Annotated in this window: 16 protein-coding genes; 8 read left to right on the top strand and 8 right to left on the bottom strand. The window is 56.8% G+C overall.

Annotated features, from left to right (window positions below; translation table 11 throughout):
- Window positions 1-8: 8 nt before the first annotated feature.
- From CSE01S_RS19225 to nanQ, 4 genes are read left to right on the top strand one after another with little or no spacing between them, the layout of a single operon-like run.
- On the top strand, window positions 9-1,499 hold the full coding sequence (locus CSE01S_RS19225) for an MFS transporter (protein ID WP_042291941.1): 1,491 nt from the start codon (window positions 9-11) through the stop codon (window positions 1,497-1,499).
- A gap of 47 nt (window positions 1,500-1,546) precedes the next feature.
- On the top strand, window positions 1,547-2,236 hold the full coding sequence (locus CSE01S_RS19220) for an N-acetylmannosamine-6-phosphate 2-epimerase (protein ID WP_042291938.1): 690 nt from the start codon (window positions 1,547-1,549) through the stop codon (window positions 2,234-2,236).
- The gene (gene nanK / locus CSE01S_RS19215; RefSeq protein WP_042291936.1) at window positions 2,233-3,108 is read left to right on the top strand and encodes an N-acetylmannosamine kinase; all 876 of its coding nucleotides are present in this window, start codon (window positions 2,233-2,235) and stop codon (window positions 3,106-3,108) included. The genes CSE01S_RS19220 and nanK overlap by 4 nt, the downstream gene beginning before the upstream one ends.
- A complete protein-coding gene (gene nanQ, locus CSE01S_RS19210; RefSeq protein WP_042291934.1) occupies window positions 3,105-3,572 on the top strand; it encodes an N-acetylneuraminate anomerase in 468 nt (155 codons plus the stop codon). Before nanK ends, nanQ begins: the two co-directional genes overlap by 4 nt.
- A gap of 62 nt (window positions 3,573-3,634) precedes the next feature.
- On the opposite strand, the gene CSE01S_RS19205 is transcribed toward nanQ, so the two are convergent.
- The 4 genes from CSE01S_RS19205 to gltB form a co-directional block, all read right to left on the bottom strand.
- Entirely contained in the window at window positions 3,635-4,915 is a 1,281-nt protein-coding gene (locus CSE01S_RS19205) for a cytosine deaminase (protein ID WP_042291932.1), read from the bottom strand.
- Window positions 4,905-6,155 carry a cytosine permease gene (gene codB, locus CSE01S_RS19200; RefSeq protein ID WP_042291930.1) on the bottom strand — a complete coding sequence of 417 codons (1,251 nt, stop codon included), beginning with the start codon at window positions 6,153-6,155 and terminating at the stop codon, window positions 4,905-4,907. Before codB ends, CSE01S_RS19205 begins: the two co-directional genes overlap by 11 nt.
- Window positions 6,156-6,413: 258 nt before the next feature.
- Window positions 6,414-7,832 carry a glutamate synthase small subunit gene (locus CSE01S_RS19195; protein WP_042291928.1) on the bottom strand — a complete coding sequence of 473 codons (1,419 nt, stop codon included), beginning with the start codon at window positions 7,830-7,832 and terminating at the stop codon, window positions 6,414-6,416.
- A 12-nt stretch (window positions 7,833-7,844) separates the two neighbouring features.
- Window positions 7,845-12,305, bottom strand: coding sequence for a glutamate synthase large subunit (gene gltB / locus CSE01S_RS19190; RefSeq protein WP_042291926.1), 4,461 nt, complete (start codon window positions 12,303-12,305; stop codon window positions 7,845-7,847).
- Between the two features lie 686 nt (window positions 12,306-12,991).
- Here gltB and mnmL point away from each other — a divergent pair.
- The 4 genes from mnmL to mtgA all read left to right on the top strand — a co-directional run bounded on the left by mnmL (window position 12,992) and on the right by mtgA (window position 17,953).
- Complete coding sequence (gene mnmL / locus CSE01S_RS19185; protein WP_042291923.1) at window positions 12,992-13,921, top strand: tRNA modification radical SAM protein MnmL/YtqA; 930 nt, start codon at window positions 12,992-12,994, stop codon at window positions 13,919-13,921.
- Between the two features lie 93 nt (window positions 13,922-14,014).
- On the top strand, window positions 14,015-16,354 hold the full coding sequence (gene arcB, locus CSE01S_RS19180; RefSeq protein WP_042291921.1) for an aerobic respiration two-component sensor histidine kinase ArcB: 2,340 nt from the start codon (window positions 14,015-14,017) through the stop codon (window positions 16,352-16,354).
- Window positions 16,355-16,583: 229 nt separating this feature from the next.
- On the top strand, window positions 16,584-17,237 hold the full coding sequence (elbB, locus tag CSE01S_RS19175) for an isoprenoid biosynthesis glyoxalase ElbB (protein ID WP_042291918.1): 654 nt from the start codon (window positions 16,584-16,586) through the stop codon (window positions 17,235-17,237).
- On the top strand, window positions 17,234-17,953 hold the full coding sequence (gene mtgA, locus CSE01S_RS19170) for a monofunctional biosynthetic peptidoglycan transglycosylase (RefSeq protein WP_042291915.1): 720 nt from the start codon (window positions 17,234-17,236) through the stop codon (window positions 17,951-17,953). The genes elbB and mtgA overlap by 4 nt, the downstream gene beginning before the upstream one ends.
- Before the next feature lie 5 nt (window positions 17,954-17,958).
- Here mtgA and yrbL read toward each other — a convergent pair whose 3' ends face one another.
- The 4 genes from yrbL to ptsN all read right to left on the bottom strand — a co-directional run bounded on the left by yrbL (window position 17,959) and on the right by ptsN (window position 20,453).
- Window positions 17,959-18,591 (bottom strand): PhoP regulatory network protein YrbL, encoded by a 633-nt coding sequence (gene yrbL / locus CSE01S_RS19165; RefSeq protein ID WP_042291913.1) that lies wholly within the window; start codon window positions 18,589-18,591, stop codon window positions 17,959-17,961.
- Window positions 18,592-18,792: 201 nt separating this feature from the next.
- Window positions 18,793-19,065, bottom strand: coding sequence for a PTS phosphocarrier protein NPr (gene npr / locus CSE01S_RS19160; protein ID WP_042291909.1), 273 nt, complete (start codon window positions 19,063-19,065; stop codon window positions 18,793-18,795).
- Window positions 19,062-19,916: an RNase adapter RapZ gene (gene rapZ, locus CSE01S_RS19155; protein WP_042291907.1), complete on the bottom strand. Its 855-nt coding sequence runs from the start codon at window positions 19,914-19,916 to the stop codon at window positions 19,062-19,064. The genes npr and rapZ overlap by 4 nt, the downstream gene beginning before the upstream one ends.
- Window positions 19,917-19,961: 45 nt before the next feature.
- Window positions 19,962-20,453 (bottom strand): PTS IIA-like nitrogen regulatory protein PtsN, encoded by a 492-nt coding sequence (gene ptsN, locus CSE01S_RS19150; RefSeq protein WP_042291903.1) that lies wholly within the window; start codon window positions 20,451-20,453, stop codon window positions 19,962-19,964.
- Between the last annotated feature and the right edge of the window lie 98 nt (window positions 20,454-20,551).

Raw genomic sequence — 20,551 nt, 5'->3', positions numbered from 1 at the left:
AGAGTGTTATGAGTAAGTGTACCCAAAGCATCCCGTGGTATCGCCATCTCAATCGCGCCCAATGGCGGGCGTTTTCTGCCGCATGGCTGGGATATTTGTTGGATGGTTTTGACTTTGTGTTAATTGCCCTTGTCCTGACCGAAGTACAGAGCGAATTTGGGCTGACGACGGTACAGGCGGCAAGCCTGATTTCGGCGGCCTTTATTTCCCGCTGGTTTGGCGGGCTGATGCTGGGGGCGATGGGCGATCGCTACGGGCGTCGTCTGGCGATGGTCACCAGCATCATTATGTTCTCTGTGGGAACCCTGGCCTGCGGTTTTGCGCCGGGATACACCACCATGTTTATCGCCCGACTGGTGATCGGCATGGGCATGGCGGGGGAATACGGCTCCAGCGCCACGTACGTCATTGAAAGCTGGCCGAAACATCTGCGTAACAAAGCCAGCGGCTTTCTGATTTCCGGTTTCTCCGTCGGTGCGGTGGTTGCCGCACAGGTTTATAGCCTTGTCGTTCCTGTCTGGGGATGGCGTGCACTGTTTTTTATCGGCATTTTGCCAATCGTCTTTGCCCTTTGGCTGCGTAAAAACATTCCGGAAGCCGAAGACTGGAAAGAGAAGCATGAAGGTAAAGCGCCGGTGCGCACGATGGTCGATATTCTCTATCGGGGCGAGCATCGTGTCGTCAACGTATTGATGACGATCGCGGCGGCAACAGCGCTGTGGTTCTGCTTTGCCGGCAACCTGCAAAATGCGGCGATCGTTGCCGTGCTTGGCCTGCTGTGCGCGGTTATCTTTATCAGCTTCATGGTGCAAAGCAGCGGCAAGCGCTGGCCGACAGGGGTGATGCTGATGGTCGTCGTGCTGTTTGCGTTCCTCTATTCATGGCCTATCCAGGCGCTGTTGCCAACGTATCTGAAAACCGAACTGGCGTACGATCCGTCAACCGTTGCGCGCGTGCTGTTCTTTAGCGGTTTTGGCGCGGCGGTCGGCTGCTGCGTGGGCGGTTTCCTCGGCGACTGGCTTGGCACGCGCAAAGCCTACGTTTGCAGTCTGCTGGCCTCGCAAGTATTGATCATTCCGGTGTTTGCGATTGGCGGCACAAACGTCTGGGTGCTCGGTTTGCTACTGTTTTTCCAGCAGATGTTAGGGCAGGGGATCTCCGGGATCTTACCGAAGCTGATCGGCGGTTATTTTGACACCGATCAGCGTGCGGCGGGCCTGGGCTTCACCTATAACGTGGGGGCATTGGGCGGCGCGTTGGCCCCCATCCTCGGCGCGCTTATCGCCCAGCGTCTGGATCTGGGTACCGCGCTGGGATCGCTCTCGTTTAGCCTGACCTTTGTGGTGATCCTGCTGATTGGCCTGGATATGCCGTCCCGCGTGCAGCGTTGGCTGCGCCCGGAAGCATTACGTACGCACGACGCCATTGATGGTAAACCGTTCAGCGGCGCCGTACCGCTCGGCGGCGATAAAAGCGCGTTAGCGAAAGGTAAAAGTTAAGCCATTTACCCGGTCTCGTACCGGGTAACACTCGGAAGGGAAGAAGTATGTCGTTACTTGCTCAACTGGATAAAAGTATCGCCGCAAACGGCGGCCTGATTGTCTCCTGTCAGCCGGTTCCCGGCAGTCCGCTGGATAAGCCGGACATCGTTGCGGCGATGGCGCTGGCGGCGGAGCAGGCGGGGGCGGTCGCCCTGCGTATTGAAGGCATCGACAATGTACGGGCAACGCGCGCTGTGGTGAACGTGCCGATTATCGGCATCCTCAAGCGCGATCTGGACGACTCTCCTGTGCGCATCACCGCGTTTCTGGACGATGTCGATGCGCTGGCGCAGGCCGGGGCGGATATTATTGCGTTTGATGGTACCGATCGCGTGCGACCGGTTCCTGTGGACGCGCTGCTGGCGAGGATCCATCATCATCAGCGTCTGGCGATGGCGGACTGCGCGTCGCGTGAGGACGGACTGGCCTGCCATCAGCGGGGCGCGGATATGATTGGCACCACGCTTTCCGGTTACACGACGCCGGAAACGCCAGAAGAGCCCGATCTGGCGCTGGTCAAAACCCTGAGCGACGCCGGGTGTCGGGTGATTGCCGAAGGGCGCTACAACACGCCAGCACAGGCCGCGGAGGCGATGCGTCACGGCGCCTGGGCGGTGACGGTGGGGTCTGCGATTACGCGTCTGGAACACATCTGCGGGTGGTACAACGCGGCGCTGAAAAAGGCGGTGCTATGACGACGCTGGCGATTGATATTGGCGGCACCAAACTCGCCGCCGCCCGGGTGGATGAGGATTTACAGATCCGCGAACGAATTGAACGTCCAACGCCCGCCAGTAAAACGCCAGATGCCCTGCGCGAAGCGCTCGCGGAACTGATTGCGCCGCTGCAGGCGCAGGCGCAGCGGGTTGCTGTTGCGTCAACCGGGATAATTCGCGACGGTAGCCTGCTGGCGATTAACCCGCAAAATCTCGGCGGGTTGCTACACTTTCCGCTAGTTGAAACAGTAAAAGCGATCACCGGGTTACCGACCCTGGCGGTCAACGATGCGCAGGCAGCGGCCTGGGCGGAATACCAGGCGCTGGCCGATGCGACCCGCGATATGGTGTTTATCACCGTGTCGACCGGTGTGGGCGGCGGGGTGGTGAGCGGCGGCAAACTGCTGACCGGTAGCGGGGGGCTGGCCGGGCATCTCGGACACACCCTGGCGGATCCGAACGGCCCACGGTGCGGCTGCGGTCGGATTGGCTGCGTGGAGGCGATTGCCTCGGGACGCGGCATTGCCGCCGCCGCGCAAGGCGATCTTGCTGGTTGCGACGCCAGAACCCTTTTTGCACGCGCGGCGGAAGGGGATGCGCAGGCGGCACAGCTGGTTACGCGCTCGGCGAAAGTACTGGCGCGGCTGATCGCCGATGTCAAAGCGATCACCGACTGCCAGCGGGTAGTGGTGGGCGGCAGCGTCGGACTGGCGGAAGGTTATCTGACGCAGGTCGGCGATTTTCTGGCCCAACAACCGCCGGTCTATCACGTTGCATTATCCGCCGCGCACTACCGACACGATGCAGGGTTACTGGGCGCAGCGCTGCTGGCTCAAGGAGAACGTCTATGATATTGGGTGAAGTTCGTTCGTTACCGTCCGCAGGTTTGCATCCTGTGCTTCTGGATGCGCTGACGCTTGCGCTGGCGGCAAGGCCGCAGGAAAAAGCGCCTGGTCGCTATGCGCTGCAGAGCGACAATATTTTTATGAATGTGATGGAATTTTTCACGCAGTTGCCGACGGAAAAGAAAGCGGAGCTGCACGAGCAGTATATCGATATCCAATTGCTGTTAGCGGGGAAAGAGCGCATTCACTTTGGCGTGAACGGCGCGGCGCGACGTTGCGAAGAGATGCATGAAGAAGAGGATTACCAGTTGTGTAGTGAGATCGCAGACGAACAGTCTGTCACCCTGCAACCGGGGATGTTCGCCGTGTTTATGCCGGGAGAGCCGCATAAGCCAGGATGCGTATTTCGGGAGCCAGGCGAAATTAAGAAAGTGGTGGTGAAGGTACGAGCCAGTTTGCTGGCCGTTTAGACCAGATGCATTTACAGGCCGGACAGGGATGACTCCGCTATCCGGCTATATTCTTCAGCACATTACCGCTTAAACGTGACCGCTTCTGGCTGCGTCAGATGCAGCGTTGTCTGGCTGGGAACCGTCTCGGCAATGATCTTTCCGTGGCGGATGGAATAGCGCGCAGGCGTCTGGCGACGAACCGCATCAAAACCATTCTCAGCCGGTAAAATCACCAGGTTCGCCGAATTTCCTACCTTCACGCCGTAATCCTGGAGGTGGAGCGTTTTCGCACTGTGGCTGGTGATCAGATTTAGCCCATCGTTAATCTGTCCGTACCCCATCAGTTGGCAGACGTGTAATCCCATATGCAGCACCTGCAACATGTTTGCGGTGCCCAGCGGATACCACGGATCGAAAACGTCATCATGACCAAAGCAAACGTTGATTTCCGCTTCCAGCATTTCTTTCACCCGCGTCACGCCGCGACGCTTAGGATAGGTGTCGAAACGGCCCTGCAGGTGAATGTTCACCAGCGGATTAGCGACGAAGTTAATGCCCGACATTTTCAGTAAACGGAACAGGCGGGACGCGTACGCGCCGTTATAAGAGTGCATCGCCGTGGTATGACTGGCCGTGACGCGTGGGCCCATCCCGTCACGATGCGCCAGCGCGGCGACGGTTTCAACGAAGCGCGACTGCTCATCATCGATTTCGTCACAGTGCACGTCGATCAGCCTGTCGTACTTCTGCGCCAGCGCGAACGTTTTATGCAACGACTCAACGCCATACTCGCGGGTAAATTCAAAGTGGGGGATCGCGCCAATTACGTCCGCGCCCATCCTCACCGCTTCTTCCAGCAATGCCTCGCCGTTGGGGTAAGAAAGAATGCCCTCCTGCGGGAACGCCACGATTTGCAGATCGACCCATGGGGCAACATCCTGCTTCACTTCCAGCATCGCTTTAAGCGCCGTCAGCGTGGGATCGGAGACGTCAACGTGAGTACGGACATGCTGGATACCGTTGGCCATTTGCCACTTCAGCGTCTGCATTGCGCGAGTCTTAACGTCTTCGTGGGTGAGGAGCGCCTTACGCTCTGCCCAGCGTTCAATACCTTCGAATAACGTACCCGACTGGTTCCAGCTTGGTTCACCTGCTGTTTGCGTTGTATCCAGGTGAATATGCGGCTCGACGAAAGGCGGAATCACCAACCCGCCTTCGGCGTCAAGTTGTTGACCTGCAGGCGCTGAGGCGGTTTCCTGCTGTTCAATACGGCTGAATCGTCCGTTTTCAATCGCGATCTGCCATAGCCCTTCTTGCCCCTGCAAGCGGGCCTGACGAATCGTGAGCGTATTATTCTGCATGGGTGGCCTCCGGGGCGTTAGCAAAGGTTCGTCTGGCGAATGGGGTTAACAGGATGTAGCTGAATACGCCGCCGAGGACCGCATTCACCGGCACAATACCGGGGAGATAGTGCCCGGCTGCCACGCCGAGCGCGACTGACAAGATGGCGACCCAGTTGACCGTCACAAAAGTTGCGTTGTGGAAGTTGGCGTAGCGGCGGCGGTTGATCAGATAATCGGCGATAATCACCCCGCCAACGGGGGGAATCGCTGCCGACAGAAAGGTCAGCCAGCCGACAAAGTTATTGTACAGCCACAGCGCGCAGAGCGTACCGATAATCCCATTTACTACTGACAGCGTGCGGCTGGAGAGCCCGGTAATGTTGGCAAAGCCCAGACCCGATGCGTAGAGCGCGTTGTCATTGGTCGTCCAGATGTTCAGGCCAAGAACGATAATGGCGGGCAGTAGCAGGCCCTGAGCAATCATAACGTCAGAGATATCAGCCTGGCCCACCGCGGCGGCGCCTGCGGCACCGAAAATAAACATCAGCGAGTTGCCAAGGAAAAACGCCACCATCGCGACCAGTACGGCGCCTTTCGCGTTGCGGCCAAAGCGGACGAAATCGGCGGTGAGCGTCCCGGCGCTGATGAACGAGCCGACGACCAGCGCCAGCGCGCCTGAAAAATTGAGCGGTGTCTGCGGCACGATCGCTTTTAAGTGATCCAGACCGCCCACGCCGTCCACTGCCAGCCACACGGAGTAGCTGCCGAGGATGACAATCGCCGGAACGGCGATGATCGATAACACCGTCAGCGCCGAGATGCCAAAGAAAATGGTCATGGTCATCAGCAGGCCGGAAACCGCGATGAGGATATTGACGTCAATTCCCGTTGCTTTACTTACCGGGATTGCGAACATGGCCACGCCAACCCCAAACCAGCCTACCTGCGTCCCGCCTAATAGCAGGGAGGGAAGCCATGAGCCTTTCACACCAAATGAGTAGCGGGCTAGGAGGTGGGTCGAAAGGCCAGTTTTGGCGCCAATGTAACCGAGAAAAGCGGTGTAAATACCGAGGAGAAGATTACCGAAGAGAACTGCCAGGAAGAAATCATGATAGGAAAGACCGGTGCCGAGCGTGCCGCCGGTCCACATACTGGCGGAAAAAAACGTCAATCCCAACATTACAAACGTTAATGGAATGACACCTTTCCGCGCCGTCAGTGGGACGGGTCCCTGGCTATAATTGTTATCTTGCGACACAACGCCTCCTTGAATTTTGGCCAAAAAATCCGCCGCATGATATACATTTTTCTGGTGAATGCAAACGTTTCCGTAGGGCTGGATTCAGCATTGAAAAGAAGAAGGCATCGTCAGGTCAGGGGTGGGGCATTTTAAAGTTCTGCGGATGTTGTTTGCGGGATTTCCAAATGCTGCAAAACAGGTCTGGCGCAAATTTTTCGTTGGAAATGGACTCCCCGGCTATCAGCGCTGGTGCGATAGCCGGGAAGCCTGAACGGTTTATACTTCGAGGTAGTTCATGATCCCGTCAGCCGCTTTACGGCCTTCGGCAATGGCGGTGACCACCAGATCAGAACCGCGTACGATGTCGCCACCGGCGAAGATTTTCGGATTGCTGGTCTGGAACGCGTTATCGCTGCTTTCCGGAGCGATAATACGGCCCTGTGAGTCCAGCTCGACGCTGTGCGCTTTCAACCATTCCATGCTGTGCGGACGGAAACCAAACGCCATCACGATGGCGTCAGCCGGGACCACGTGTTCTGAACCGGCGACGATCTCCGCGCGACGACGGCCTTTCGCATCCGGCGCGCCCATTTCGGTGCGCGCCATTTTCACGCCGCACACCTTGCCGTTGGCGTTGACTTCAATACCCAGCGGCTGCACGTTGAACTGAAACTCGACGCCTTCTTCACGCGCGTTTTTCACTTCGCGTTTTGAACCCGGCATGTTTTCTTCGTCGCGGCGATAGGCGCAGGTGACGTGCGTCGCGCCCTGACGAACAGAGGTACGCACACAGTCCATCGCCGTATCGCCACCGCCCAGCACGACCACGCGCTTGCCTTCCATACTGATGAACGGCGCGTCGGTGGTTTCGCCAAAGCCCATGACCTGCCTGGTGTTGGCGATCAGGAACGGCAGCGCGTCAAACACGCCATCGGCGTCTTCGTTTTCCAGCCCGCCGCGCATGGACTGATAAGTGCCGACGCCGAGGAATACCGCATCGTAATCCTTCAGCAGGTCGTCGAGCTGTATGTCACGACCCACTTCCACGTTGAGTTTGAACTCAATGCCCATGCCGGTGAAGATTTCGCGGCGACGGGTCATCACCTCTTTTTCCAGCTTAAACGCCGGGATGCCGAAGGTCAGCAGGCCGCCGATTTCCGGATGACGATCAAAGACCACCGCCTTTACGCCGTTGCGGGTCAGCACGTCGGCGCAGGCCAGCCCGGCAGGACCGGCGCCGATAATCGCCACGCGTTTGTCGGTCTGACGTACCCCGGTCATATCCGGACGCCAGCCCATCTCGAACGCTTTGTCGTTGATATAGCGCTCGATATTGCCGATAGTCACCGCGCCAAACTCGTCGTTCAGCGTACAGGATCCTTCGCACAGGCGATCCTGAGGGCAGACGCGACCGCACACTTCCGGCAGGGTGTTGGTCTGGTGAGACAGCTCGGCGGCCTCGAAAATACGCCCTTCGTTGGCCAGTTTCAGCCAGTTCGGGATGTAGTTATGTACCGGACACTTCCACTCGCAGTACGGGTTGCCGCAGGACAGGCAGCGGTCTGCCTGTGCTTTGGCCTGACCTTCAGAAAACGGCTCGTAGATTTCGACGAACTCGATTTTGCGAATTTTCAGCGGCTTCTTCGGCGGATCAACGCGCTGCAGGTCGATAAATTGATATACGTTTTGACTCATGACCAGACCCTCTTACTGCGCCTGCACGCGCAGCTCGGCTGCGCTACGACTACGGTGACCCAACAGGGCTTTCACATCACTGGATTTCGGCTTCACCAGCGCGAACTTCGTGGCAAAAGCTGACCAGTTCGCCAGAATTTCTTCGCCACGCTGCGATCCGGTATGCTGCACATGTTCGGTAATCAATCCACGCAAATGCTCCTCGTGAATCGCCAAATCGTCAACGCTCAGCACTTCCACTAATTCCGGATTCACGCGTTTGCGGAACTCGCCGTCTTCATCCAGCACGTAAGCAAAACCGCCCGTCATGCCTGCACCGAAGTTCACGCCGGTTTTGCCGAGAATGCAGACAATACCGCCGGTCATGTATTCACAGCCGTTGTCGCCAATGCCTTCCACGACGGTGATTGCCCCGGAGTTACGCACCGCAAAACGTTCACCTGCGCGGCCTGCGGCGTACAGGCGACCGCCGGTCGCGCCGTACAGGCAGGTGTTACCAATAATGCTCGCCTCATGACTGCGGAAAGCTGAACCGACCGGTGGACGTACCGCCAGCAGCCCCCCCGCCATGCCTTTACCGACATAGTCGTTAGCATCGCCGGTCAGGTATAACTCAACGCCGCCGGCGTTCCAGACGCCGAAGCTCTGGCCCGCGGTGCCGTTAAAGTGCGCTTTGATCGGGTCAGACGCCAGCCCCTGATCGCCATGCGTCTGGGCGATATAGCCCGACAGCGACGCGCCAACGGAACGATCGGTATTGCGAATGTCAAACCAGAAGGTTTTGCTCTGACGTTCGTCAACGTACGGTTTCGCCTGTTGTAACAATTGCGCGTTCAGCACGCCGTTATCGAACGGCGGGTTGTTTTCCGTGCAGTACAGCGCTTTGCCTGGATGAGGCTCGGCGGTTTCCAGCAGACGGGACAGGGCCAGTTTCTGCTGTTTGGCGGTAAAGCCTTCCAGCTCTTTCAGCAGGTCGGTACGGCCAATCAGATCCACCAGGCGGGTGACGCCCAACTGCGCCATCAGCTCGCGGGTTTCACGGGCGATAAACTCAAAGTAGTTGGTCACTTTGAACGGCAGCCCGTGATAGTGATTCTTACGCAGTTTGTCATCCTGCGTTGCGACGCCCGTCGCGCAGTTATTCAGGTGACAAATACGCAGGTATTTACAGCCCAGCGCCACCATCGGGCCGGTACCGAAACCGAAGCTTTCCGCGCCCAGAATCGCGGCTTTGATAATATCAACGCCGGTTTTCAGGCCACCGTCCACCTGCAAGCGGATCTTATGACGCAAACCGTTTGCCACCAGCGCCTGCTGGGTTTCCACCAGACCCAGCTCCCACGGACAGCCCGCGTATTTCACCGAGGAGAGCGGGCTGGCGCCAGTACCACCGTCGTAGCCAGCGATGGTGATCAGATCGGCATAGGCTTTCGCCACGCCGGTCGCAATGGTGCCGACGCCCGGCTCGGAAACCAGCTTCACGGAGATCATCGCTTTCGGGTTCACCTGCTTCAGGTCGAAAATCAGCTGCGCTAAATCCTCGATAGAGTAAATATCGTGGTGCGGCGGCGGGGAGATCAGCGTCACGCCCGGTACCGAGTAGCGCAGTTTGGCGATGTATGGGGTGACTTTATCACCCGGCAACTGGCCACCTTCGCCCGGCTTCGCGCCCTGCGCGACCTTGATCTGGATAACATCGGCATTGACCAGATACGCTGGCGTTACGCCAAAGCGACCGGATGCCACCTGCTTGATACGCGACACTTTATTGGTGCCGTAGCGTGCCGGGTCTTCACCGCCTTCGCCGGAGTTGGAGTTCCCGCCGAGGCTGTTCATGGCTTCCGCCAGCGCTTCGTGGGCTTCGGGGCTCAGCGCGCCGATGGACATTGCCGCCGTGTCGAAACGCTTGAACAGTTCGCTGGCCGGTTCAACGTCGTCAATACTCACGGCGTCGTCACCCGGTGTGATAGCCAGCAGATCGCGCAGCGTCGTGGCGGGACGTTCGTTGACCAGCTTCGCGTATTCCTGATAGTCGCTGTACTCGCCGCTTTGTACCGCCTGTTGCAGGGTACGCACCACGTCCGGGTTATAGGCGTGGTATTCGCCGCCGTGCACGTACTTCAGCAGGCCGCCCTGGGCGATTGGCTTGCGCGCCAGCCAGGCGCGTTTGGAGAGATTCAGCAGATCCTGCTGGAAGTCGGCGAAGCCTGCCCCGCCGATGCGACTCACCACGCCCTGGAAGCACAGGTTCACCACGTCGTCATGCAGGCCGACCGCTTCAAACAGCTTCGAGCAGCGGTAAGAGGCGATGGTTGATATGCCCATTTTGGACATGATCTTGTACAGCCCTTTGTTGATGCCGTTACGGTAGTTCAGCATCACGGTGCGGTAGTCTTTGGCAATCGCCTGGGTGTCGATCAGACGGCCCAGCGTTTCGTAAGCCAGATAGGGATAGATGGCGGTCGCGCCGAAGCCGAGCAGCACCGCAAAATGATGCGGGTCACGGGCGCTGGCGGTTTCGACGATAATGTTCGCGTCGCAGCGCAGGCTTTGTTCCACCAGACGCGTCTGTACCGCGCCCACGGCCATCGGCGCGGGCACCGGCAGACGGTTCTTGCCAATGTTGCGGTCGGAAAGCACCAGCAGGACGGTACCATTACGCACCATCTGTTCGGCGGTGTCGCAGAGCGTTTTCACGGTCTCTTCCAGCGTGGTCTGCGTGGCGTCGAAGGTGATATCAAGCCAGTCGGCGCGATAATGCTCCTCTTTCATCGTCGTCAACTGTTTAAAGTCAGAGTACAACAGGATCGGCGATTTAAAGCTCAGACGATGCGCCTGGCCTTCCGCTTCGCAGAAGACGTTCATTTCGCGACCAATGCTGGTGGCCAGCGACATGACGTGAGCTTCGCGCAGCGGATCGATTGGCGGGTTGGTTACCTGCGCAAACTGTTGGCGGAAGTAGTCGTAAATAATGCGCGGCTGGCTGGAGAGCACGGCAAACGGGGTGTCATCCCCCATAGAGCCGACCGCTTCCTGGCCGTTTTCGCCCAGCACTCGGATGACGGAGTCCAGCTCTTCCGCGCTGTAGTTAAATTGTTTCTGGTAGCTGGCGAGCGCGTCGTCGTCCAGTTCGCGGCTTCCCACCTGATCGTCAGCCAGCTCTTCAAACGGTACCAGGCGGCGAACGTTTTTCTCCATCCACTCTTTATACGGGTGGCGGCTTTTCAGATCGTCGTCGGTTTCGGCGGAATGCAGAATACGGCCGCCGCGGGTGTCGATCACCATCAGTTCGCCAGGCCCAACGCGGCCTTTTTCCACCACTTCGTCAGGCTGGTAATCCCAGATGCCGACTTCCGAGGCGCAGGTGATCAGTTTGTCTTTGGTGATGACGTAGCGCGCCGGACGCAGACCATTACGATCGAGGTTACAGGCAGCGAAGCGACCGTCGGACATGACGATCCCCGCCGGACCGTCCCACGGCTCCATGTGCATGGAGTTAAAGTCGAAGAACGCGCGCAGCTCCGGATCCATGTCGGGGTTGTTCTGCCAGGCTGGCGGCACCAGCAGGCGCATCGCGCGCACGATGTCCATCCCGCCTGCCAGCAGCAGCTCCAGCATGTTATCCATGGAGCTGGAGTCGGAGCCGGTTTCGTTAACAAACGGCGCGGCGTCGTGCAGGTCCGGGATCAGCGGCGTCTGGAATTTATAGGTACGGGCGCGCGCCCACTGACGGTTACCGGTGATGGTGTTGATCTCGCCGTTATGCGCCAGATAGCGGAACGGCTGCGCCAGCGGCCAGCGCGGTACGGTGTTGGTGGAGAAACGCTGATGGAACAGGCAGATGGCCGATTCCAGACGCAGGTCCGCCAGGTCCAGGTAAAAGCGCGGCAGATCCGCCGGCATACACAGGCCTTTATAGATGTTGACCAGGTTCGACAGGCTACAGACGTAGAAGTCTTTGTCGTCCTGGAGGCGCTTTTCAATGCGGCGGCGGGCGATGAACAGGCGGCGTTCCATATCGCGCGGACGCCAGCCTGCAGGGGCGTTGACAAAAATTTGCTCAATGCGCGGCAGAGAGGAGAGGGCAATTTCACCGAGAACGCCTTCGTTGGTTGGCACATCACGCCAGCCGACAATCGACAGGGTTTCCTGCTGCAGCTCTTCTTCAACAATACGGCGAGAGGCGGCGGCCAGATCCGGATCTTTATTTAAAAAGATCATCCCGACGGCGTAGTTTTTGGCTAAGCGCCAGCCGCGCTCTTCGGCAACGATACGAAAAAAGCGGTCCGGTTTTTGTAACAGCAAGCCGCAACCGTCGCCGGTTTTACCATCGGCGAGGATCGCGCCACGGTGCTGCATTCGGGCCAGTGCGTGGATTGCGGTACGCACTACCTTGTGGCTAGGTTCGCCTTCTATGTGGGCGATCAGGCCAAAACCACAGTTATCCTTCTCAAGGGATTTATCGTACAACATATCAGTGAACCTCCCCAGGCTCTGCGGGATCCCCTTCCGACACCGTTTGCGCGCGGGCACACCAAGAGCATGGCGACGGGGTTTGCGCATCTTACGCTTACCTCGCATTCGCCCTCTTTATCCTTATCGCGTAGGTCAAACAAGTTTGAGGACTTGCTGTCAGAGGGAATCTCAATTACTGCATAAATATGATGAGCGCAGCGCTCATCCAGAAAGCTTCCAGCGGATTTCCAACTTATCGGGAATCCACACACAGGTCAAATGGCAAGCTTATTTATGCCAAAATGTGCTACGCAGCATGTATCATAATGAAATTACTGGAATTATTGACATTTTTACATTGCTTTAACGTGGGAGAGACGGGATGCGGAGTGTGATCTGTCTCACTGTCATATCCCTCTGTGAACCCTTATCTCAGCTTGATTCCCCGTGAGATGCAGTGTTTTGTGCTGGTTGTCGCTGTGAAGGCAATTCATTATACTGTTTTTGCGCAATCGGCGTCAGAAGATAAAAAAAATGGAAGGAGATAAGGAAAAATAATTGAACAGCTTATGAATGAAATAGCGTTTATTTTGACTGGATATGCAATTGATAAAAGCCCGCCGTGGCGATTGATCCAGGTCATCGCCGAACGGGGCTAAAAATGGCAGGCTTTGGCCTCTTTTTAAGAGGCGGTCTATCAGATTATGCAGTTACAGAAATTAGTCAATATGTTTGGTGGGGATCTTTCGCGTCGTTATGGACAAAAGGTTCATAAACTGACGCTGCACGGCGGGTTTAGCTGCCCTAACCGTGACGGCACCATCGGTCGTGGCGGCTGCACTTTCTGTAACGTCGCCTCTTTTGCCGATGAAGCCCAGCAGCATCGATCAATCGCCGAACAGCTTGCCCATCAGGCGCATCGGGTCAATCGCGCCAAACGCTATCTGGCTTATTTCCAGGCTTATACCAGCACCTTCGCCGAAGTGCAGGTGCTGCGCGCGATGTATCAGCAGGCGATAAGCCAGGCCAACATGGTCGGCCTGTGCGTCGGCACGCGTCCCGACTGCGTGCCGGATGCGGTGCTCGATCTGCTCTGTGAGTATAAAGACCAGGGCTACGAAGTGTGGCTGGAGCTTGGGTTACAGACCGCGCATGATAAAACCCTGCATCGTATTAATCGGGGTCACGATTTCGCCTGCTACCAGCGCACCACCCGGCTGGCGCGCGAGCGCGGACTGAAGGTGTGCGCGCATCTTATCGTCGGCTTGCCGGGCGAAGGCCAGCGTGAGTGTCTGCAAACGCTGGCGCGGGTGGTGGAGACGGGGGTGGATGGCATTAAGCTGCACCCGCTGCATATTGTCACGGGTAGCATTATGGCGAAGGCCTGGGAAGCGGGGCGGCTGACCGGCATTGCGCTGGACGATTATACCTTGACGGCAGGAGAGATGATCCGCCATACGCCGCCGGAAGTGATTTACCATCGTATCTCCGCCAGCGCCCGCCGTCCGACGCTGTTGGCGCCACTGTGGTGTGAAAATCGCTGGACCGGAATGGTCGAGTTGGATCGCTATCTTAACGAACACGGCGTTCAGGGGGCGGCGCTTGGACGCCCCTGGATTTCGCCCGACGCCTGATCTATGACGGGCGCTCGCATTTCTTGCACATTCTTCAACGTCACGCCCAGAATTGAGTATTATTGTGCCAGGTTGTCGTAAAGGAAATTCCTGATGAAGCAAATTCGTATGCTGGCGCAGTACTATGTTGATCTAATGATGAAATTGGGTCTGGTGCGCTTTTCGCTGCTTTTGGCGTTAGCGCTCGTTGTGCTGGCAATTGTCGTGCAGATGGCGGTCACTATGGTGCTGCATGGCCGGGTCGAACAGATCGACGTCATCCGCTCCATCTTCTTTGGTTTATTAATCACTCCCTGGGCCGTCTATTTTCTGTCGGTGGTGGTCGAGCAACTGGAGGAGTCACGCCAGCGGCTTTCCCGGCTGGTGCAAAAGCTGGAGGAGATGCGCGAGCGCGACCTGAAGCTCAACGTTCAGTTAAAAGATAATATCGCGCAGTTGAATCAGGAGATCGCCGATCGCGAAAAGGCGGAAGCTGAACGTCAGTCGACCTTTGAACAGCTGAAAGTGGAGATCAAAGAGCGCGAGGAAGCGCAAATTCAGCTTGAGCAACAGTCTTCTTTTCTGCGGTCATTCCTTGATGCATCTCCGGACCTGGTTTTTTATCGCAACGAAGATAAAGAATTTTCCGGCTGTAACCGGGCGATGGAGTTGCTGACCGGCAAAAGTGAAAAGCAATTGGTGCACTTAAAGCCTGCTGATGTTTATTCGCCGGAAGCGGCAGAAAAAGTCATTGAAACCGATGAAAAAGTGTTCCGCCATAACGTGTCGTTGACCTACGAACAGTGGCTGGACTACCCGGACGGACGGAAAGCCTGTTTTGAAATCCGCAAAGTGCCGTACTACGACCGCGTGGGTAAACGCCACGGTCTGATGGGCTTTGGCCGTGATATTACCGAGCGGAAGCGTTACCAGGATGCCCTTGAGCGCGCCAGCCGCGACAAAACCACCTTTATCTCCACTATTAGCCATGAGCTTCGTACGCCGCTGAACGGCATCGTCGGCCTGAGCCGCATTCTGCTCGACACCGACCTGACCGCCGAGCAGGAAAAATACCTGAAAACGATCCATGTTTCCGCCGTGACGCTTGGGAATATTTTCAACGATATCATTGACATGGATAAGATGGAGCGGCGAAAAGTCCAGCTCGATAATCAGCCGGTGGATTTCACCAGCTTTATGGCCGACCTGGAAAACCTCTCCGGTCTGCAGGCGCAGCAGAAAGGGCTGCGTTTTGTGCTGGAGCCGACGCTGCCGCTGCCGCATAAGGTGGTGACCGACGGTACGCGTCTGCGCCAGATTCTGTGGAATCTGATCAGCAACGCGGTGAAATTTACCCAGCAGGGTCAGGTGACGGTGCGGGTTCGCTATGACGAAGGCGATATCTTGCATTTTGAGGTGCAGGACTCCGGCATCGGTATTCCGCAGGATGAGCAGGATAAAATCTTCGCCATGTATTATCAGGTGAAAGACAGCCACGGCGGTAAACCGGCCACCGGCACCGGGATTGGTCTGGCGGTTTCCCGTCGTCTGGCGAAGAACATGGGCGGCGATATCACCGTGTCCAGCCAGCCGGGGAAAGGTTCCACCTTTACGCTGACCGTGCATGCGCCCGCCGTCGCGGAAGAAGTGGAAGACGCGTTTGAAGAGGACGATCTGCCGCTGCCGGCGCTGCATGTGCTGCTGGTGGAAGATATCGAACTCAATGTCATTGTGGCGCGTTCGGTGCTGGAAAAACTCGGTAATAGCGTAGACGTGGCAATGACGGGCAAAGCGGCGCTGGAGATGTTCACGCCGGGCGAGTATGACCTGGTGCTGCTTGACATCCAACTGCCGGACATGACCGGTCTTGATATCTCCCGTGAGCTGACCAAACGCTATTCGCGTGAAGATCTGCCGCCGCTGGTGGCGCTGACCGCGAACGTTCTGAAAGATAAACAAGAGTATCTGGATGCCGGAATGGATGACGTGTTGAGCAAGCCGCTGTCGGTTCCGGCATTAACCGCGATGATCAAGAAGTACTGGGACACGCAAAACGAGGAGGAGAGCACGGTGACACCTGAAGAAAGCAGTAAATCACAAGCGCTGTTAGATATTCCGATGCTGGAACAGTATATCGAGCTGGTGGGGCCGAAGCTGATTACCGATGGCCTCGCCGTGTTTGAAAAGATGATGCCGGGCTATTTGAGCGTGCTGGAGTCCAATCTGACGGCGCGCGACAAAAAAGGCGTGGTGGAAGAAGGACATAAAATCAAAGGCGCCGCTGGCTCTGTCGGTTTGCGTCATTTGCAACAGTTGGGGCAGCAGATCCAGTCTCCGGATCTCCCGGCCTGGGAGGATAACGTCGGCGAATGGATAGAAGAGATGAAGCAGGAGTGGCAGCACGACGTGGCGGTGCTGAAAGCCTGGGTGGCGGCGAACGGCGGAAAAAAATGACCCCGGCTTGACCGGGGTGCGCGAATACTGCGCCAACACCAGGGAAATCGTGGCTGCGCCGTAAGTTATACTCATTATCTCAAAAGGCGCAGCGCTCATTTTCAGGCCGCACGCAGATAAGATAGCAAATCTTAAATGTTTTGTTACATGAATCAGTTAAATGTGTGAAGCGCGGCAGTGTAATCACAATTATTAATGCGCTTCATACGAAGGGAAAAGGACATTTTGCATGAAGAAAATTGGCGTAGTGCTCAGCGGATGCGGCGTCTATGACGGCGCGGAAATTCATGAAGCGGTGCTGACTTTGCTGGCGATTGCCCGTAGCGGCGCGCAGGCCGTTTGCTTTGCGCCGGATAAGCCCCAGGCCGATGTGGTTAACCATGTGACGGGAGAGTCGATGGCGGAAACCCGCAATGTGCTGATCGAGGCGGCCCGCATTACGCGTGGTGAGATACGCCCGCTTTCGCAAGCCGTTTCTGCTGAACTGGATGCGCTGATCGTTCCTGGCGGCTTTGGCGCGGCTAAAAATTTGAGCACCTTCGCCAGCCAGGGCCGTGAATGTCAGGTTGACGCAGATCTTGCGGCGCTGGCTGTCGCCATGCATCAGTCGGGGAAACCGCTCGGCTTTATGTGTATCGCCCCGGCGATGCTGCCGAAAATCTTCGGCTTCCCGCTGCGGTTGACCATTGGTACCGACATTGATACCGCAGAAGTACTGGAAGATATGGGCGCAGAGCATGTGCCATGCCCGGTTGATGATATTGTCGTCGATGAAGACCATAAAATTGTCACTACACCGGCGTATATGCTGGCGCAGAATATTGCCGAGGCAGCGTCTGGCATTGAAAAACTGGTGTCGCGCGTGCTGGTTCTGACGGAATGAAAAAAGGCATCACCGCGTTTCTGCGGCGTCTGGTTCTGCGCATTATTCTGGTGCTCGCGGTGTTCTGGGGCGGCGGCATTGCGCTGTTCAGCGTGGCGCCGGTGCCGTTTTCCGCGGTTATGGCGGAGCGCCAGATTAGCGCGTGGCTACAGGGGGATTTCGGCTATGTCGCCCATTCCGACTGGGTGAATATGAATGAAATCTCCCCCTGGATGGGACTGGCGGTGATTGCCGCTGAAGATCAGCACTTCCCGGCGCACTGGGGGTTTGACGTCGCCGCGATTGAAAAAGCGCTGTCGCACAATGAGCGCAACGAGAACCGCATACGCGGCGCCTCTACGCTGTCACAGCAAACGGTCAAGAATCTCTTTTTATGGGACGGGCGAAGCTGGCTGCGTAAAGGTCTGGAGGCGGGTCTGACGCTGGGTGTCGAGACCGTCTGGAGCAAGAAGCGGATCCTGACGGTGTATCTGAATATCGCCGAATTCGGCGAGGGAATTTTTGGCGTGGAGGCCGCGGCACAGCGCTATTTCGGCAAGCCCGCCAGCCGGTTGACGCAGTCGGAAGCGGCGCTGCTCGCGGCTGTGTTGCCTAATCCGCTGCGCTATAATGCCGCCGCGCCGTCCGGGTATGTCCGTAGCCGTCAGGCATGGATACTGCGTCAGATGCGGCAGTTGGGTGGCGAGTCGTTTATGACCCGCAACGCGTTGTATTAAACGTTTTAAGCCTCGCGGGAAGAGAGCGCCAGACCTGCGGACTCTTTTGGCGCCGCGCTTCTTTCCAGCGCCAGTGCCAATGCCGGTTGGGCAATAAACCGCTGCCACAAACGTTCCTGCTTGCGCTGGCAAAACCATTTCGACCAGCTGGCCAGCGGGATCAGCGTTCCTTCACCAATGTTATCGCACACGACGGGCACCACTTCGGATTCACTGATGCGATGGCAGAGGATATTCTGCGGCTTCAGCGTCATGGTCACGATATGGTTGTCACGCAGATAGCGCTTCAGCTTCTTCAGTAATTGACGCAAAACGGCAACGTCATCCTCGTAACGACACTGTTTAGCAAATTCAGTGAGCGTCACAGACGGTTTGCCATCGTAATCGGCAATCACATCGTATACATATCCTGTACCGCAGTCGGTCTCCACCGTGCCGTAATAGCGCGGGATCCCGCTCCAGTCCTGCAAATAGCGAGAGAGACGCGCGTAGTATTTCAGTTCGCGCTGTGTCTCTTTATCGCCGCCGTGGCCGCCGTTATAGACAATCTTGATACAGCGCCGGGCATCATCCGGATGCGCATAACATTTACGATGTCGTCCGGTGCCCAGGGGTGTCTGATCGGATAGACGAATCATGAGGGTATCCTGGAAATATTTACTGACAATAATCCAGTATGGACAACCAAAGTAAATGAAACCTAAACGAGCGGCCTTAAGGTTTTCTTAAGGTTATTCTTAGAGAAAAAAGCGCACAAAATGTACAAACGGAGAGCGTGAGAATAAAAAAACGCCGGGCGGCGTTTTCTGTGAAGATCTTAATTGCGGTCAACCGGAGACTTAGTCTTCGTCGAATCCTGAATTGAACAAGGCGATCACCGCAGCCAGCGCCTCGACTTCCTGCGGGCCTGAGGCTTCAATTTCAATCTGGCGGCCTTTCGCCGAGTCCAGCATCAGCAGCGCAATGACGCTGTTGGCTTCGGCTTCGGTGCCTTCATCGTTACGTAACAGAACTTCGGCGTCAAACCCCTGCATTAATTCGAAAAGCTTCATCGCAGGCCGGGCATGCATGCCCAGCTTGTTGGTGACTTCCACAGTTTGCTTCACGGTCATGTTTTGCGTTTTTCCAGCGTACGATGGCGCGACTGAACGTTTTTACCGCGCGAGCGGAAGTAGTCTGCCAGCTGTTCTGCAATATACACCGAACGGTGCTTCCCGCCGGTACAGCCGATGGCTACGGTCAGATAGCTACGGTTGTTGGTTTCCAGCATCGGTAACCATAGCTCAAGATAGCTGCGCGTCTGGTAAATAAAATTGTGTACTTCTGTGTGCCTGTCGAGAAAAGCGGCAACGGGTTTGTCGAGACCGGTCATGGGCCGTAGCTTCGGGTCCCAGTGCGGGTTTGGCAGAAAGCGCACGTCGAAAACATAGTCGGCATCAATCGGGATGCCGTGCTTAAAGCCAAAGGACTCAAACACCATCGTCAGTTCGCGCTCGCGTTTCCCCAGTAATCGGGTGCGTAGCATTTCCGCCAGCTCATGTACCGACATTTCTGAAGTATCGACAATCAGGTCGGCGCGGGAGCGTAGCGGCTCCAGCAGGTCGCTTTCCTGATCGATCGCGCTTTCCAGGGAGAGGTTTTTACTGGAAAGAGGATGCAGACGACGTGTATCGCTGTAACGGCGAATCAGAGTGTTGCGATCGGCGTCAAGGAACAGCAACTGCGGTGAGAACGCATCGGGCAGGTTGTTCATCGCCTGCTCGAAGATCTCCGGGGATTCAGGCATGTTGCGCACGTCAATACTGACGGCTGCCGAGATCTGGCGTTCGGCAAGCGTGCGAGCCAGATCGGGCAACAGCACCACGGGAAGGTTATCCACGCAGTAAAAACCCATATCTTCCAGCGCCCGCAGGGCGACAGATTTACCTGACCCTGAACGACCGCTGACGATCATCAGTACCATGTACTGTTTCTCCTCACCACGTCAAAAGGGGAGTGTTTTACGCGCTTACTCATCATCCTGGCGACCTTCTGTGTCAGTGATGATTTGATACAGCTCTTCATCGCTTTGCGCAGCGCGAAGCCGGCGACAAATGGTTTTATCCGCCAGACGCTTGGCGACTAAAGACAGCGTGTGCAGATGCGTTTTGGTTTGATCCGCGGGCACCAGCAGGGCAAAGAGCAGATCCACCGGTTGATTATCGATCGCGTCGAAAGCAATCGGCGTTTCCAGTTGCACAAACACGCCTACGGCCCGCAAGGTATCTTCTTCCACTTTACCGTGTGGGATGGCGATGCCGTTGCCGATGCCAGTACTGCCCATCTTTTCCCGCGTCAGGATCGCTTCAAAAACGATCTGTGGAGGCAAACTTAGCTGCTTTGCCGCCAGTTCACTGATAATCTCCAGCGCGCGTTTTTTGCTCTGGCAATGCACGCCGCTGCGTGTACATTCCTGGTTAAGTACACTGCTCAGTTGTAGAGTTGTATCGTTATTTATCATAATTTCACCTAAGAACCTGCCCCTTCAAGTGAGAAAACAGGTTCGGAGCGCTAACTGTACAAATGGCCCGTTGTTGTACACAACAGGCCGTCCTGCAC

The organism is Citrobacter sedlakii NBRC 105722 (assembly GCF_000759835.1).
Taxonomy (GTDB): domain Bacteria; phylum Pseudomonadota; class Gammaproteobacteria; order Enterobacterales; family Enterobacteriaceae; genus Citrobacter_A; species Citrobacter_A sedlakii.
Note: the sequence above shows the minus strand (reverse complement) of the source record. Positions and strands in the feature narration are given on the sequence as shown.